12 protein-coding genes are annotated in these 15,239 nt (G+C 59.8%); 11 read left to right on the forward strand and 1 reads right to left on the reverse strand.

What is annotated here, in order from left to right; translation table 11 throughout:
• The first annotated feature begins 169 nt into the window (after positions 1-169).
• On the forward strand, positions 170-1,600 hold the full coding sequence (locus FJ964_RS20820) for a basic amino acid/polyamine antiporter (protein WP_140552131.1): 1,431 nt from the start codon (positions 170-172) through the stop codon (positions 1,598-1,600).
• On the opposite strand, the gene FJ964_RS20825 is transcribed toward FJ964_RS20820, so the two are convergent.
• The gene (locus tag FJ964_RS20825) at positions 1,597-2,652 is read right to left on the reverse strand and encodes a helix-turn-helix domain-containing protein (protein ID WP_140552132.1); all 1,056 of its coding nucleotides are present in this window, start codon (positions 2,650-2,652) and stop codon (positions 1,597-1,599) included. The genes FJ964_RS20820 and FJ964_RS20825 overlap by 4 nt on opposite strands.
• Before the next feature lie 459 nt (positions 2,653-3,111).
• Between FJ964_RS20825 and FJ964_RS20830 the strand changes: the two genes are divergently transcribed.
• From FJ964_RS20830 to FJ964_RS20875, 10 genes are all read left to right on the forward strand, one after another.
• On the forward strand, positions 3,112-4,305 hold the full coding sequence (locus tag FJ964_RS20830; protein WP_140552133.1) for a succinylglutamate desuccinylase/aspartoacylase family protein: 1,194 nt from the start codon (positions 3,112-3,114) through the stop codon (positions 4,303-4,305).
• A gap of 81 nt (positions 4,306-4,386) precedes the next feature.
• Complete coding sequence (locus FJ964_RS20835; protein WP_140552134.1) at positions 4,387-5,829, forward strand: amidohydrolase family protein; 1,443 nt, start codon at positions 4,387-4,389, stop codon at positions 5,827-5,829.
• 218 nt (positions 5,830-6,047) lie between these two features.
• Positions 6,048-6,668, forward strand: coding sequence for an HdeD family acid-resistance protein (locus tag FJ964_RS20840; RefSeq protein WP_140552135.1), 621 nt, complete (start codon positions 6,048-6,050; stop codon positions 6,666-6,668).
• Positions 6,652-7,788: an efflux RND transporter periplasmic adaptor subunit gene (locus tag FJ964_RS20845; RefSeq protein WP_224717419.1), complete on the forward strand. Its 1,137-nt coding sequence runs from the start codon at positions 6,652-6,654 to the stop codon at positions 7,786-7,788. Before FJ964_RS20840 ends, FJ964_RS20845 begins: the two co-directional genes overlap by 17 nt.
• On the forward strand, positions 7,785-10,946 hold the full coding sequence (locus FJ964_RS20850; protein ID WP_140552137.1) for an efflux RND transporter permease subunit: 3,162 nt from the start codon (positions 7,785-7,787) through the stop codon (positions 10,944-10,946). The genes FJ964_RS20845 and FJ964_RS20850 overlap by 4 nt, the downstream gene beginning before the upstream one ends.
• A gap of 240 nt (positions 10,947-11,186) precedes the next feature.
• Entirely contained in the window at positions 11,187-11,894 is a 708-nt protein-coding gene (locus FJ964_RS20855) for an META domain-containing protein (protein ID WP_140552138.1), read from the forward strand.
• A gap of 18 nt (positions 11,895-11,912) precedes the next feature.
• On the forward strand, positions 11,913-13,094 hold the full coding sequence (locus FJ964_RS20860) for an alpha/beta fold hydrolase (protein WP_140552139.1): 1,182 nt from the start codon (positions 11,913-11,915) through the stop codon (positions 13,092-13,094).
• Positions 13,095-13,131: 37 nt separating this feature from the next.
• Entirely contained in the window at positions 13,132-13,839 is a 708-nt protein-coding gene (locus FJ964_RS20865; RefSeq protein ID WP_181172550.1) for an MgtC/SapB family protein, read from the forward strand.
• Between the two features lie 61 nt (positions 13,840-13,900).
• On the forward strand, positions 13,901-14,101 hold the full coding sequence (locus tag FJ964_RS20870; RefSeq protein ID WP_140552140.1) for a hypothetical protein: 201 nt from the start codon (positions 13,901-13,903) through the stop codon (positions 14,099-14,101).
• A gap of 110 nt (positions 14,102-14,211) precedes the next feature.
• Entirely contained in the window at positions 14,212-15,207 is a 996-nt protein-coding gene (locus tag FJ964_RS20875) for an AraC family transcriptional regulator (protein WP_140552141.1), read from the forward strand.
• Positions 15,208-15,239: the final 32 nt, after the last annotated feature.

Raw genomic sequence — 15,239 nt, forward strand, 5'->3', positions numbered from 1 at the left:
ATGCGAATGTCGGCAACCGGTTAAACGAACCAAGGCAAAGGTTTTGGACGTCAGGTATACTAGTGGGATTTTATGCCAATCACGTGGGCGCTAGATTCGAGCTAGGTTGCAGGCGTAACAAAGAGGCCGCTGGACCGCCGTCCGCCAAAGGAATTGTTGATCCAATTCAATGAACTCGACCGTCCAGCAAAAATTCTCGATATGGACCCTAACGGCTATGGTCGTCGGTTCGATGGTCGGCGCGGGCATCTTCTCGTTGCCGCAGGCCTTTGGTCGCGAAACCGGTCCGTTCGGGGCCATGATCGCCTGGACCATCGCCGGCGTCGGAATGCTGATGTTGGCCTTCGTCTTCCAGACTTTGTCGGTTCGCAAGCCGGACCTCGATGCGGGCGTGTATGCCTATGCCAAGGCTGGCTTTGGCAACTATCTCGGCTTCCTCTCGGCCCTCGGTTACTGGTCTGCCGCCGTTCTCGGTAACGTTTCCTATTTCGTGCTGATAAAGTCGACGCTGGGGCTTTTCTTTCCTGTGTTCGGCGATGGCAATACCATCACGGCGATCGTCATTTCCTCGATGCTTCTGTGGATCGTACATTCGCTGGTCCTGCGGGGCGTCAAGGAAGCGGCGGCGATCAACACCATTGTCACCTACGCCAAGATCATTCCGATTTTTCTCTTTATCATCTTCGTTATCCACGGCTTCAGCGCCGATATCTTCACGGCCAATTTCTGGGGCGGGGAAGAAGTCAGCGTTGGCAGCATCGCGAGCCAGGTTCGCGGCACCATGTTGGTGACCGTGTTCGTCTTTGTCGGAATCGAAGGTGCGAGCGTCTATTCGCGTTATGCACGCAACCGCGGGGATGTCGGGGTCGCGACGCTCCTTGGTTTTCTCGGCGTGCTCTGTCTGCTTGTGCTGGTCACCATTCCCTCCTACGGGATCATGCTTCGTCCCGAGCTGACAGCGCTGCGCAATCCTTCCATGGCCGGCGTATTGGAAGCGGTGGTCGGGCCATGGGGCGCCAAGTTCATCAGCTTCGGCCTGCTGATCTCCGTTGCCGGCGCCTATCTGTCCTGGGTGCTGCTGGCCGCTGAAATCCTGTTCACCGCATCACATCACCAGACCATGCCGCGTTTTCTTGCGCATAAAAACAAGCATGGCGTGCCGTCGCGGGCGCTCTGGCTGACCAATACGGTCGTGCAGGTCTTTCTGGTCCTGACGCTCTTTGCTCAACAGGCCTTCAGGCTTGCGCTCGAGCTGACCAGTTCCATGATCCTCATCCCCTATCTTCTTGTCGCCGCTTACGGGTTCAAGCTCGCATGGGGCGGTGAGAGCTACGAGAACGATCCCGCAGCGCGGCGTGTCGATTTCGCAAGGGCAGCGATAGCATTGATCTATACGGCCGGTCTCATCTACGCCGCCAGCGCCAAGCACCTGCTGCTCTCGGCCGTCATCTATGGACCGGGCACGATCCTCTTCGTCATGGCTCGGAAGGAGCGGGGGCAGAGGGTGTTTACTCCCGCCGAGATGGGGATGTTCGTCGTCGCCGCACTTGGCGCGGTCGCGGCAATCTACGGCATCCTTGCCGGCGCCATCGCAGTCTAGGGCCCAAAGCTGTTTCGCAGCAGAAGACCACTCAGCGTGTGCGCCCTGCTGTCAGCCTGCATGATCTGCTGCGAGCTCGAGGCCTGGGCGCCTTGCCAGCCTTCCACGCGGGCCTCCTTTGGCGTAATGCCGAATTCCTTCCTGAACATCCGGCTATACGCCGACGGATCCGTGAAGCCCCAATCCCCGGCAATGGCGGAGATCGGTCGCCCATCCAGGCTGTTGGAAAGTATATCGCGTGTCTTGAGCAGGCGTTTGTGGCGAATATAATTCGAAACACCTCCAGCCGGTTCAAATATCCGGTAGAGGCGAGAGCGGGACACACCGAGTTCGCGGCAAAGCCTGTCGGATGCCAAGGACTGATCATTCAAACTTTGTGCAATGATTTTGGCAGCGCGCTCGGCGATCACGGCGTCGATCACACGCTTCGCCTCGGTGATGCGGTCATGCGAGGGAGACACGCACGCAGCCAGCAGATTGGTGGTGGCAGTGGCAATGTGCGATACATCCACGGCCCTCAAATCGGAAAGGGAACGGTGCAGCAGAAGCATGTAGTCTGCCAGGAGTCTTTTCGACTCCTCACGTATTTCAATCCTGGATGATTGGATGAAAGGCAGGTCGCGTGGCAGGAAAACGGCAAGGAGGGCATCGTTCTCCGTCACGCACTCATAGGGCTCTGCAAAAGATTGCAGCGTCGTTTTCACGACCTGCCAATTTCCAGGATGCCTGCCCTTGGACAAGGGCAGGCTCAAATACCAATTGTCTACCGAAGGGTTTTTCAAATGCCGCCAACGGCAGCGGTAGCCACTGCCAGGCAATTCGAGGAACATGACCGTCAACGTTCCCAAATCCCACACTGTTTCATGCGCTGGAAACGAATGGCTCTGTTTTTGCAGAAGTTCAGTATCGGCAACACCCTGATACCAGCTTCGAAACAGGTCGAATTGCTCGGCAGGTGGTGCCGTGGAGGTATCGATGTCGACGGCGCATTGCAGCGCCTTCTCGGCACCTGCTCCTCTGGATAGCCCAGCGGCATGAACTATAGCATCCATAGCAATTATCCGTCTTTTGTTGGCGCAATACGGACTATCGCAAGTACATTAGTTCGTTCTAAAATAGACGATCCAAGCAGCAGTGTCGGGACGGATGTACTGCCTGTCTACCGTCAGCATGAAATCATGTTAACAAATCGTCAACGTGCCATCTAGCCCACTTGATGTAATCAGTAGCGGACTGGTCTGAATTGCGCCCGACGGCAGTCGCGAAGGTGGCTTGAGTCATATCGAACGCTTTTTCACACGGGTTGTTGTGGTGGCTCTCAACTCAGTATGCAAAGCATCCCAATCATAGACTACCGGTCCATTTTTCTTCTTGGAGGCTGTACTCCCTGAAACGTCTTGTGGACTAATGCCCGGAGACCACGTGCTCAACGGGGATCGGTGAGGATGATCCAGCGCCCTCGCAGGCATCACGAGATCCAACATGATCCTCATCCGGCAGGGACCACAGCCATGGCGAATGAAACCAGCGAGGGCCTCGGACGTCGCGACTTCATGATCGCATCGGTCGCTACGATCGGCGCTGCCGCTGCGCTCATCGCCGGGCCGGCGCAGGCGCAAACGGGCTCGGCAGCTGCAAGTGCGTCTCCCGCAGGGATGTCGGGGACCATCTATACCGGCGATGTCATCGACGGAAAGAAAGTCATCAGTTCGCTTGACATCGCGGATCTGGAACCAGGCAAGCACAGCTTTTATTTCCAGGGCGTACAGATGCCGACGGGCCAGCACTGGTACGTCTCGGTGATGGTCGCCAAGGGGGCAGCCCCGGGCAAACGGCTGGGGCTGACGAGCGGGGTGCATGGCGACGAAATGAGCCCCATTCACACGGTGCAATCCGTAATGCGTGAGCTCGATCCGGCCGCGATGTCCGGATCCGTGATGGCCGTATTCGACATTTCACGCCCCGCAATGGAGGGCATGGAACGGCGATGGCCGAATTCTGGGCGCGGGATCGACCTGATCGACATCAATCGGTTGTTCCCTGGCAATGAGGGCGCTCCCGACGCCCCGACGCGCCACGCCGGCCTGATATTCAATCGGCTTTTGCGGTCAAACCTCGACTACGCGATCGATTTTCATACGGCCGCCACAGGTATGGACGCGACGGCGTTCCACCTCGCGCGCATGGATCTCCCCGAAGTGCGCGCGATGGCGGAACTCTATCCGGTCGATCAGATTTTCGACAACTTTGGCGAGCCGGGCCTTCTTGCCAATGCCCTCATCGATGCGGGCATTCCAGCCTTCACGCCCGAGATCGGCAAGCCGCGGATCTTCGATCACGCGATGATCACCCTGTTCATCGAAGGGACGATGAACGTCATCAAGCATCACGGAATAATTTCAGGTCCTGTCGGCAGAACCAGCAAGGATTCGAACGTTTTCGTCGCGGACGGCATGTTCCCCGTCATCGCAACGCATGGCGGCTTCGTCGAATTGCTGGTCGAGCTCAATGAAACTGTGCAGCCCGGCCGGAAGGTTGCCATCCAGAGGAACACGTTCGGTGAAGTCGTGGCGGAATATCCCGTGACCCTCGGCGGCAAAGTTGGCGCCAGGCGGACCGATGCGACAGCCGAACCCGGAACTCCGATCGTATTCCTCATCTTTGACAGCGCCAATCCTGTCGGCGGCGATGTGTTGGTCGAGTAACGGGACCTGAAACGACAAGAACCGCGACACGAAGCCGCCGTCGGCAACGTGCAGTGTCGCTCAACCGGAGGCAAAAGAGACATGCTGCGGCTAGGCTCGAAGTACGGTCACCTTGTTCACAGTTCCGGTTGCGGCTGTTTCAATCCCGATCTTCAAAGGGCTTCCCGTCGCCTGGAAGCCTTTTCCCGGCGTAGCTTTCTTTCCGGCATCGGGGTCGCGACCATTGCCGGCGTCCTGACCAAGCCGTCGTTCGCGCAGACGGCTACGCCGCCCTCCAAGATCCTGTTTCGCGAGGTTCGGTTATTCGACGGCAAGTCAGGCATGGTGAAGGATGGCGCTCAAATCCTGGTGGAGGACAACAGGATTTCCGGAATCGATATGACGAATGCCCCTCCCCCGAACGACGCTACCATCATCAAATGCCGCAATGGCGTCCTCATGCCGGGGCTGATCGACGCGCATTGGCATGCAATCTTCGCGGCGGTCCCTGTCAACATCCTGCTCAACGGCGACCCGGGAATTATCTTCGCCGCGTCCACCGCCGAGGCGGATCGCACGCTCAGTCGCGGCTTCACCGCCATACGCGATCTGGGAGGCCCTTCCTTCTCCTTCAAGCAGGCCATCGACACGGGGCTGATCCCTGGCCCGCGCATCTATCCCTCAGGCGCAATGATCACGACCTCCGGGGGCCACGCCGATCTTCGCCTGCCGAGCGAGATTCCGCGCGACGGCGGCAAGCTCAGCAAAGGAGAGCTGCTGGGCGGCTCGGCCATAGTCGACGATATCGGCGACCTGAAGATGCGTATCCGGGAACAGCTTCTCCAAGGCGCCTCACAGATAAAGTTGGTTGGCAGCGGTGGCGTATCGTCGCCGCGCAGTCCGCTGGACATAGTCACCTTCAGCGAAGATGAGTTGCGGGCGGGCGTCGAGGTGGCACAGGATTGGAACACCTACGTTACCGTGCACGCCTATACGGCTCGCGCGATACGGCGCGCGCTGGCAGCCGGGGTGCAGTCGATCGAGCACGCGCATCTGATGGACGAGGACACGGCGGCCATGATCGCCGAGAAGGGCGCATGGCTCAGCACCCAGCCTTTCCTGACAGCGGAGGACACAGGCCCGCTGACCGGACCTAGCGCCGACCGCGCCCAGCAGCTTTTCTCAGGCACGCCGAGGATATATGCCTTCGCTCGCAAGCACGGCATCAAGACGGCCTGGGGTTCCGACGTGCTGTTCTCGCCCGCGTTGGGTCCGCGCCAGAGCATGATGCTCACGCATTTAGCCAACTGGTACAAGAACGCCGAAGTCCTGCAGATGGCGACCTCCGGCAATGCCGAACTGCTCGCGCTCTCCAATCTGCGCAACCCTTATCCTGGCAAGCTCGGCGTCATCGAGGAAGGAGCTTTCGCGGACCTCCTGGTCGTGGACGGCAACCCGCTCGACGACATCCGGCTGATCGAGGATCCGCACAAGAATTTCGTCGTCATCATGAAGGACGGCCGGCTGCACAAGAGTACCCTTTGAAAGCCAGCGGAAAGCCGTATGCCGCATTCACGTCGCAGCGATCAGTATCCGACACGGCCTCACGGACCTGACGAAGCAAGGGCGCAAGAAGATCTCGACCACGCAGCCGTCGTCATTGGGAAATCTCGCCGAGAGGCGGCCAGACTGGCTCCTGACGTTCCGTCCGGTCTGTCCGCAGGGTGCGAGATCGATATTTAGAACCTGCATGGAACGGGGACATGCCAGAAAAATCAGATCACCCGCCTGCAACGCCATATGAACGGGCCGAAATCGAGCAGAGCAAGTGGCGCAGGTTTCTGCTCTTTGGGATCCTCCTGCTTGCGGGCGGTGTTTTTTCAGTCGCAGTTCCCACCGTTTCCAATTTCGCATCCAACGTCGTGTTCGCCGTAGCCCTGATGGCAGTCGGCGTCATCAAGGTCATCCAATCTCTCTGGATCAAAAGTTGGGCGGGTTTCGTGTGGCAGGAACTGACCGGCTTCTTCGAGCTCATCGGCGGCATCATGATTTACTTCAACCCTATAAAAGCATCGGCCGCAATATCACTGTTCATAGCATTTGTACTATTCGTCCACGGTATTCTTCAACTAATCATTGCCACGGAAGTCAGGAAAGTCGGCGGCTGGTATTGGTTCGCCGTTTCCGGAATCGTCGCCATATTTGCTGCCTTCTCCATACTGTTGAAGTGGCCGATCGTCAGAGAGATGCCAACCGGCTTGGTGGCCGGATTTTCCATGATGATTGCCGGACTGGCGTATCTCGTCATTGCGCTGAGCGTGCGCAGGACGAAGGGGTTGGCTTTAGAGCGGGATGCGAGTGCCCATGATGAAAAGCAGTTTTGATTTTCGAGCCAAGATCGTGGCGGCTGCAATGCTGGTCGGCGTGGCCGGCTTCGCGGGCGCGGCACGTACGCAGACCGCGCAGCCGGCGCCCGTGCCGGTGGTCGTGCAGAAAGTCCAGTCCGGTCCAGCAAACGCCCCGCTGACATACAACGCGCAGGTCGAGGCCATCGACGCTGTCGACATTCAGGCGCGCGTGTCCGGCCTGTTGAAGGAGATCCGGTTTTCGGAAGGCCAGCGTGTGAAGGAGGGCGATCTGCTTTTCGAAATCGAGCCGGATCAACTGTCGGCGGCGGTGATGTCGGCCCAAGCACAAGTGGCGCGATCCGAAGCCACCCGCAATGCCGCGCAGCAAAGCCTGTCGCGCGCCAGGGACCTGCTCAATCGCAGGACTATTGCTCAGGCCACGCTGGACGATGCGCAGGCTGCATTCGATGTCGCCGCGGCGGATGTTCAAAGCGCCAACGCAGCGCTCCATACGGCCGAACTCAATCTTTCCTATGCTCAGATCAGGTCTCCCATCGATGGCACCATCGGCCGCTCCCTGGCGACGCGCGGCAATCTCGTGGGGCCCGGCTCCGCGCCATTGGCGCGCATCGTGCAACTCGACCCTATTCGCGTCGCATTTTCGATCGCCGACAGCACCTTGGTCGACATCAGGCAGAAACTGGCCGGCGGCCAGAAAATCGATCCGAACGGGTTTCGCCTGAGCCTGTTGCTCGCCAACGGCACCGAATTCGCTTCGCCGGGGCGGGTGCAGTTCATCGACAATGAGGTCAACCAGCAGACCGGCACCGTCGCCGTCCGCGCGCTGTTCCCCAACCCCGACCATATATTGGCGCCAGGCCAATTCGTCCGGCTGACAGTCGTCGATGAAGACGCCAGAAAATTGCCGATGGTGCCGATGGCGTCCGTTCTTCAGGACCGCCAGGGCAAGTTCGTCTTCGTGCTCAACGACAACAATACCGTGACCAGGCAGGCGATCACGACCGGTGCGCGCATCGACAATCGCTGGGCAGCGACGAGCGGATTGAAAGGCGGCGAGACGATCGTCGTCGAAGGACTGCAGCGCGTTTCCGATGGTCAGCAGGTCACCCCGCGCGAAAGCGAGGGCACGCAATGATCTCGGACCTGTTCATCACCCGCACCCGGCTCGCGATCGTTATCTCAATCATCATTTCGATCGCCGGTGCGATAGCGGTGTTTTCTCTTCCCATACAGCAATACCCGCAGATCAGCCCTCCAACGGTGACAGTGTCGGCCTCCTATCCGGGAGCAAGCGCGGAAGTCATCGCCGACGTCGTCGGTGGCCCGCTGGAGACGGCCATAAATGGCGTGGATCACATGATGTACATGTCGTCCACCAGCTCCAACGCCGGCCAATACACGCTGTCGGTGACCTTCGAAGTCGGAACCGACCCCGAGACGGCGCAGATCAACGTACAGAACCGTGCCCAACTGGCGATCTCGCGCCTGCCGGCGGCGGTTGCGCAGCAAGGCGTGTCCGTGCGCGCTCGCTCGCCGGATTTCATCCTTGGTATCGCTTTCTATTCACCGGACGACAGCCTCGATGCGCTGGCGATCACGAATTTCATCACCACGACCATCGCCGACACGATATCGCGTGTGCGGGGCGTCGGTGAGGCTTCGGTTGCGGGGGCCTCGGAATACTCGATGAGGGTATGGCTCAACCCACAGCGCATGGATGCGCTTGGGCTGACGCCCGACGATGTCTCAGCCGCCATCCAACGCCAGAACATCCAGGCGACACTCGGGCAGGCGGGCGCGCCGCCGCAGGCGCAAGGCTCGGAGCTGCAGTACACGCTGGTCGCGCAGGGGCGGCTGAGGAGCGTCGAGGAGTTCGGCGACATCGTCGTGCGCACGGGCTCGTCGGGGGCCAAGGTCTACCTGCGCGACATCGCGCGGCTCGAGCTCGGCGCGCGAAACTATGCTTCGAGTGCCAGCTTTGCCGGACACGCATCGGCGATGATGCAGATCAACCAGTCGCCCGGCGCCAACGCCATCCAGACCGCGGCCTCGGTACGCGCCGAACTGGAGCGCCTTTCGTCACGCTTTCCCAAAGGCATGCAGTACCACATCGTCTACGACGCGACCCGCTTCGTGAATGCCAGCATCTCGCTGACGACCCGAACCCTGCTTGAAGCGTTCCTGATCGTTCTCGCGGTCACCTATGTCTTCCTGCAGGATTGGCGCGCCACGTTCATATCGGCGCTTGCCATCCCGGTTTCCATGCTCGGCGCCTTGGCGGTGCTGTTTGCCGCCGGCTATTCGCTGAACATGGTTTCTCTTCTGGCGCTGGTGCTGGCAATCGGCCTGGTGGTGGATGATGCCATCCTTGTCGTTGAGAACGTCAAGCATGTGCTGGAGGATACGCCGGACATCGGGGTCGCCGACGCCACGCGCAAGGCGATGCACCAGATCACCGGGCCGATCATATCCACGACCCTGGTGCTGCTGGCCGTGGTGACGCCGACAGCGTTTCTCGGCGGCATAGGTGGCCAGCTCTACCGGCAGTTCGCCGTGACGCTGTCTTCGGCGCTGGTGATTTCCTCGTTTGTCGGATTGACCCTGAGCCCGGCGTTGGCCGCACTGCTTCTGCGGCGCCATACGGGTCATTTCAAGCGCGGCCCCTTGGCCTGGTTCACGGCATTCATGAACAGGACGCGCGACGGCTATGGACGCCTCGTCGGGTTTCTGGTGCGGCATTGGTACGTGCCTTTGGCGGGATTGCTTGCCTGTTTTGGCGCCGCCTATCTAATCTTCACCGGGCTGCCGTCGACTTTCCTGCCCGACGAGGACCAGGGCGCGCTGTTCATCGACATCCAGTTGCCCAATGCCGCTTCACTCGATCGCACGAAAGCCATCGTGGAGGACGTGCGCAAGATTCTGGCCGACACCGGCGGCGTGCAAGATGTCATCACGGTTGCGGGATTCAGCATCCTTCAGTCGACGAGTTCGCCCAGCGGCGCAATGGCGGTCGCGGCGCTGAAGCCCTGGGACGAGCGCACGTCCAGGGAACTGCAGCTCGCCGGCATCCTGCAGGCGCTGCGGATGAAATTCTCCCAGATCCCCGGCGCGAATGTCGCCGTGTTCGCTCCGCCGGCGATCGCCGGCATCGGCTCGGTCGGTGGCTTGGACTTCCGCCTGCAGGCGCTAGAAGGGCAACCGCCGCAGGAGATCGCGCAGGTCGTCAGCGCCCTGCTTGGCGCCTTCAATCACCTGCCCGAACTCGGCGGGGCCGCCACCACCTTCAGCGCCAATGTCCCGCAAGTCTATGTCGACGTGGACAGAACGCGTGCCGAGGCGCTCGGGGTAAGCGTGTCGGACGTCTACTCCACGATCGGCGCGGCTTTCGGGTCGCGCTACGTAAATGATTTTACGCTCAACGGCCGCGTGTTCCAGGTCAATCTGCAGGCCGATGCCGATTTCCGTGCCCATGCGGAAGACATCTTGGACCTGCACGTGCGCAGCCGGAACGGCACCATGGTGCCCTTGAACACTCTGACGTCGCTGACGACGATCCTGTCGCCGTTCGCCATCCAGCGCTACAACCTGTCGGTCGCCGCTCCGATAAACGCCATTACCGCACCTGGAAGCTCGAGCGGCGGCGCCATGGACGCAATGGAGAAGACAGCGGCCCAGGTTTTGCCGAACGGCTATGGTTTCGAATGGTCGGGCCTGTCGTTTCAAGAACGTCGCGGCAGTGGCCAGGAGGGTCTGGTCTTCGCGCTGGCGTTCCTCTTTGCCTATCTCTTCCTTGTCGCCCAATACGAGAGCTGGTCGCTTCCGTTGGTCGTCATCCTTTCGCTCGGAGCGGCTCTCTTCGGCGCCATCGCGGCATTGAAGGTCTTCGGATTGCAGAACAGCCTCTACGTGCAGATCGCCATGGTGCTGCTGATTGGGCTGGCGGCGAAGAATGCCATCCTGATCGTGGAATTCGCCAAGGAGCGCCGCGATGAAGGACAGAGCATAGTGGAGGCCGCGCGGACCGGGGCCGAGCAGCGCTTCAGGGCGGTCATGATGACCGCGGTCTCCTTCATCCTCGGGATCATTCCTCTTGTCGTGTCGACCGGCGCGGGCGCCGGCGCGCGGCGGGCTGTTGGCGTCACAATCTTCGGGGGCATGGCCGCGGCTACCACGATCGGCCTGCTGATCATTCCCTCGGTCTATTTTGTCGTCCAGAAAGCAACCGAGTATCTGTCGTTCCGGCGTCCGGAAGACCGTGCGGAACGCCTCGATACGATCGAACCATCCCGTTGAGGTTCGTCCTCGCCAAAGGGCGGCCGAGATGGTCCGCGGCCATCATCCATATTCTTGGAATCTCAATTCTTGGCTTTGCGTCCATTTTTCGCCGAATGGACTCGTTCCCCGAACCGCGACGATAGACTGACGGCCGGATGTCAGTACATTCGGCGCAATATTTTGGCGAAGCTGCCCCGCCAGAGGCCGGTTTCCGGGCGGCCTTCGAATTCAGTGACGCTTCGCCTGGAGGCTGCAACCGTGAGCCCAGATTCCTGCTCGTCTCCACCATTAGCCGCTTCACTTGCGGTGTTGTCGGTGTTCGCCACCGCGACCGGCAATGCAGAGGCCGCATCGCTGACCGCACGCGGCAACGAGCCGAGTTGGCAGATCAGTATCTCGGACACCGCGCTCAGCTTCAACGCCTTAGGGGGCGAGACCTTCACGGTTAAGCCGGCTCCGAGCCCTACGAGGCAAGGCGACGCCGACACCTATTTGGCAACGGTCGGCGGCCGGCAACTCGCGGTGACCGTCGCTGCCAAAATATGCGTCGATACCATGAGCGGAATGCCATACCCCCAAACCGCGACCGTCATCCTTGGCGACCGGAAATTTGAGGGCTGCGCCGGAGAGCCGGGCGACCTCCTTCACGGAGATTGGCTCGTGGACGAGATTCGAGAAGAAACCACGGTCGCGGGTTCGAAACCAACCCTTGCCTTCGAGCCGAATGGACGCATCCATGGGAATGGTTCGTGCAATCGGTTCTTTGGCGGCTTCGCCTTGACCGGGGAAGCGCTGACGATCTCGGAAACCGGCTCGTCGAGGATGATGTGCGATCAGCCACTCATGGATCAAGAGCGCAATCTTCTGAAGGCACTCGGGTCCGTCCATCGCTTTGAAGCCCCACAGACAGGACGAGTGCAACTGTTGGACAAGGATGGCCAAAGGCTGGTGAGTTTACAAAGATAAGCCGGCGCGGCCAGCAGGATGCAGAACCCCGCAGGACGATTTGTGTTGGTTATCTCGCTGGCGTTGCTGGTGCAAAGCTGCGCCGGTCCAAGAGCCGTGACGGGCCTTGCCTCGCCTGTACAAATTAGCAACGAAATGTCGGCTATTCGCTTCCTGGTCGCCACCACGCGCACAAGATCCCCTATCTCCGAACCACCCTATTCGCGGGATCGTTCCCCGACATTGAGTTTTTCGCAGTTGACTGTCGTCGTGCCGGCTACACACCGGCCGGGCGTCGTCGAGACGTCATCGACATCACCCGATCCGAAGCGCCATTTTTCCGCTCGTGATCTTGTCCGCTTCGAGAACAGGGCATCCTTCGCAGGTCGGTTAAACGGTATGCTGGCGAAGCGTCCGCCTTCGGAACGCGAGGTGTTTATCTTCGTGCACGGCTACAACAACAATTTTGCCGAAGGCCTGTTTCGCAATGCCCAAGTCGTCCACGACTACCATATCTCCTCGGTGCCGGTTCATTTCTCCTGGGCGTCGGCGGGATCCATCGGCGGCTATCTTTTCGATCGCGATAGCGCTCTGCAGGCGCGGGACGGCTTGGCCGAAACGATCGAAATCGCAGCTCGATCGAACGCTACCGGTGTTTTCATCGTCGGCCATTCCATGGGCGCGTATGTCGTGATGGAGGCGCTCCGCACCCTTGCGTTGCAAGGCAAGGCGGAGGTGACCTCAAGAATCCGCGGCGTCTTGCTTGCCGCGCCCGATATCGATCCGGATGTCTTCAGCAGCCAGGTTAGGGACATACACCAACTGCCACATCCCTTCACGATCGTTGTCTCTCGGCGAGATCGTGCCTTGAGCGTGTCGCGCCGCATCGCAGGTGGCCGGCCACGAGTGGGCAGTGGCTTCGAGATTCCGCTCCTTCAGAAAAAGAACATCCAAGTTATCGATATTTCCGGCGTGGACGGCGGCGGACACAGCGGCTTCGCAACATCGGAAACACTGATGAAGCTGTTGGGGTCCGGGCATCTGCTGCGTCGTCTCATCGTGAACGAAGATATGCCGGTCGAAGACAAAGCCGAAGAGGCCCGGCAGATCATCTTCAACAACGCCTTCCTCGTTCTCCACCTGCCGCTCACAATCCTGAAGCGGTCGGCATCCCAGCAATCCGTGTCCCGGCAGCCGGCGCCCGAGATCGGCGCCATGTGATGAAAGCCCTGCATCTTGAATAAGACGGAATGAACATTTGGAAGCTGAAGTCGCGATAACTCAATCAATCCTGCTGAAGCTTGTGCTTGCGTTGCTGCTCGGCGCGCTGATTGGTGCGGAACGCCAGTACCGGCAACAGTATACAGGACTTGTGACGTACGCACTGGTCGCACTGGGTGCGGCGGCATATTCCTCGCTGCCGGGCGCTCTCGGCTCAGGTCTCGATCTTCGAATGGGGGCTCAGGTCGTAACCGGCATTGGTTTCCTTGGCGCCGGCCTGATCATCAGGGACGGTTCCAACATAAGAGGGTTGAGTACGTCCGCGACGATCTGGAGCACTGGCTCTGTCGGAGTGTTCGTAGGCTTTGGCTTTCTGCTGCTGGCCGCGGAAACCGCAATGCTGATTATCGTACTCAATTCGCTTCTTCCTAATTTCTCAAGATTCTTTCGAAGGCACTCTCAGGAACAACCTGCCGTCGAATACACGTACACCATAGAGATCGTATGCCCACGGGATAATGTTTATTTGCTCAGATCGATCCTGCTTCAGACCATCAATACAAACCTCCTCCGCCTACGCTCCCTTAACAGCCATCCCATCAATGAGGGCGACGCCATGAGAATAGAAGCAACGTTGTTCAGCAACCGTGATGATGCGCAATCAGTCGAACGCGTCGTCGCTCACCTCGCGCTCGACTCGAATGTTCAGTCGGCTTCCTGGGAGCCAGAAGAAAAGACCGAATAGAGCGAAAGCCAGAAAGACCCTCGACACCACCTCGAAACGTCAAATTTAAGGAGCTGCGACAATGGAAGGAACCACCAAGGCCCTGTTGGCAAACAAATTGATAGCTATCGGCCTCTTGCTCATAGGCTTTCTCATTTTTGCATCGGGCTATCGCTACGGCTCTCCATCGAGCATCACGGTTGGCTGTCTTCTCTTTGCTATCGGAATCATTCTCCTGATTATAAAGATCGCCCGCAGAAACAAGCCGGACTCGGTTGCTTGACTTATCGAGTTGGACGAAAGCGATCGCGTCCAACCCCAGTCCGGACAAAAGACTTGGAGAGGCCCTCGTTGTTGGAGGCTCCTAACTGGTACGCTCGCCAATATAATTCCGTGGTCGCGCGCACCCGCGAGTCTGATCCCGACGCGGAATTCCATATCCAGCAGATTGGCGAGCAGCGCCATGCATCGAGCCTTGCAACGATAGACTATGGCGACACGTTTGTCCTCGATTTGCGGGACAAGGGTGGCATCGCCATGTCTGGGGCGATCAATGACGATGCGTTGACGGCGGTGTTCCTCTGGGGCGAAGGCACGACCTTCAACGGACAACGGAGTGAAGTACCGCAGTTGCGGATCATCGGCCCGGGAACGGAATTCAAGCTGGAGATGCCAGGAAGCTATCGCCTCATGCGGATCGGTCTGCGTGGGTCCGCGCTCGAGTCTCTGCGCACGGCATCAGCCTCCCACCTGGGCCAGAGGAGCTCGTTGACGCCAGGGATACATGAGCAACGCCTCACGGCAGGAGCCGAACTGGAGCTTCAGCAGAAGCTGCTGCGAACCGTCGGGTTCGCGGAAGCTGCAGCACAGCGTGGCTATGACCTAAGTGCCGGCCTGGCCGTTGCGGCGAGCGAAGCGGGCGCCGCGCTCGCGCGGGTGCTTTCCCTCACGGAGCAACCGTCCCCCCGCGCCCCCGGCTCCAGCGATCGGCGCGATATCGTTGACGCTACCCTGGCCATTCTGGAGGCAAAGCCTCATAGCCCTGTTTCCGTCAGTGCAGTCTGCGAGGTACTGGGCATTGGCGAACGAATGTTGGAGCGCGCCTTTCAGGAACGTCTAGGAGTCAGCCCTCGAGCTTACGAGCGTGAGCGGCGGCTTCGGGCCGCGCACGGCCTTATCCTGACGCAGGGCGATCGCCTCTCGATCACCGATATCGCCATGAGCTTTGGTTTCTGGCACCTGGGCCGTTTCGCTGGAGCCTATATGTCAATCTTCGGATGCTCCCCCAGTGAGGCGCGTCGACGCTTCTGGAGACACACAGCACCAGACCGATGGGATGCCCAACCTGCCGATCCGAGGCTGGTTAACGCGGGGCCCCAGGCATTTTGATCAGGATGGAGCCGTCGGCTCCTGTTGGACGG

The sequence above is a fragment of the Mesorhizobium sp. B2-3-2 genome (assembly GCF_006442295.1).
Lineage (GTDB): Bacteria > Pseudomonadota > Alphaproteobacteria > Rhizobiales > Rhizobiaceae > Mesorhizobium.

Bases quoted from the DNA above. Each gene is read 5' to 3' on its own strand.
- FJ964_RS20820 (WP_140552131.1), top strand. From the start codon at position 170: ATGAACTCGACCGTCCAGCAAAAATTCTCGATATGGACCCTAACGGCT.
- FJ964_RS20825 (WP_140552132.1), bottom strand. From the start codon at position 2,652: ATGGATGCTATAGTTCATGCCGCTGGGCTATCCAGAGGAGCAGGTGCC.
- FJ964_RS20830 (WP_140552133.1), top strand. From the start codon at position 3,112: ATGGCGAATGAAACCAGCGAGGGCCTCGGACGTCGCGACTTCATGATC.
- FJ964_RS20835 (WP_140552134.1), top strand. From the start codon at position 4,387: ATGCTGCGGCTAGGCTCGAAGTACGGTCACCTTGTTCACAGTTCCGGT.
- FJ964_RS20840 (WP_140552135.1), top strand. From the start codon at position 6,048: ATGCCAGAAAAATCAGATCACCCGCCTGCAACGCCATATGAACGGGCC.
- FJ964_RS20845 (WP_224717419.1), top strand. From the start codon at position 6,652: ATGAAAAGCAGTTTTGATTTTCGAGCCAAGATCGTGGCGGCTGCAATG.
- FJ964_RS20850 (WP_140552137.1), top strand. From the start codon at position 7,785: ATGATCTCGGACCTGTTCATCACCCGCACCCGGCTCGCGATCGTTATC.
- FJ964_RS20860 (WP_140552139.1), top strand. From the start codon at position 11,913: ATGCAGAACCCCGCAGGACGATTTGTGTTGGTTATCTCGCTGGCGTTG.
- FJ964_RS20870 (WP_140552140.1), top strand. From the start codon at position 13,901: ATGGAAGGAACCACCAAGGCCCTGTTGGCAAACAAATTGATAGCTATC.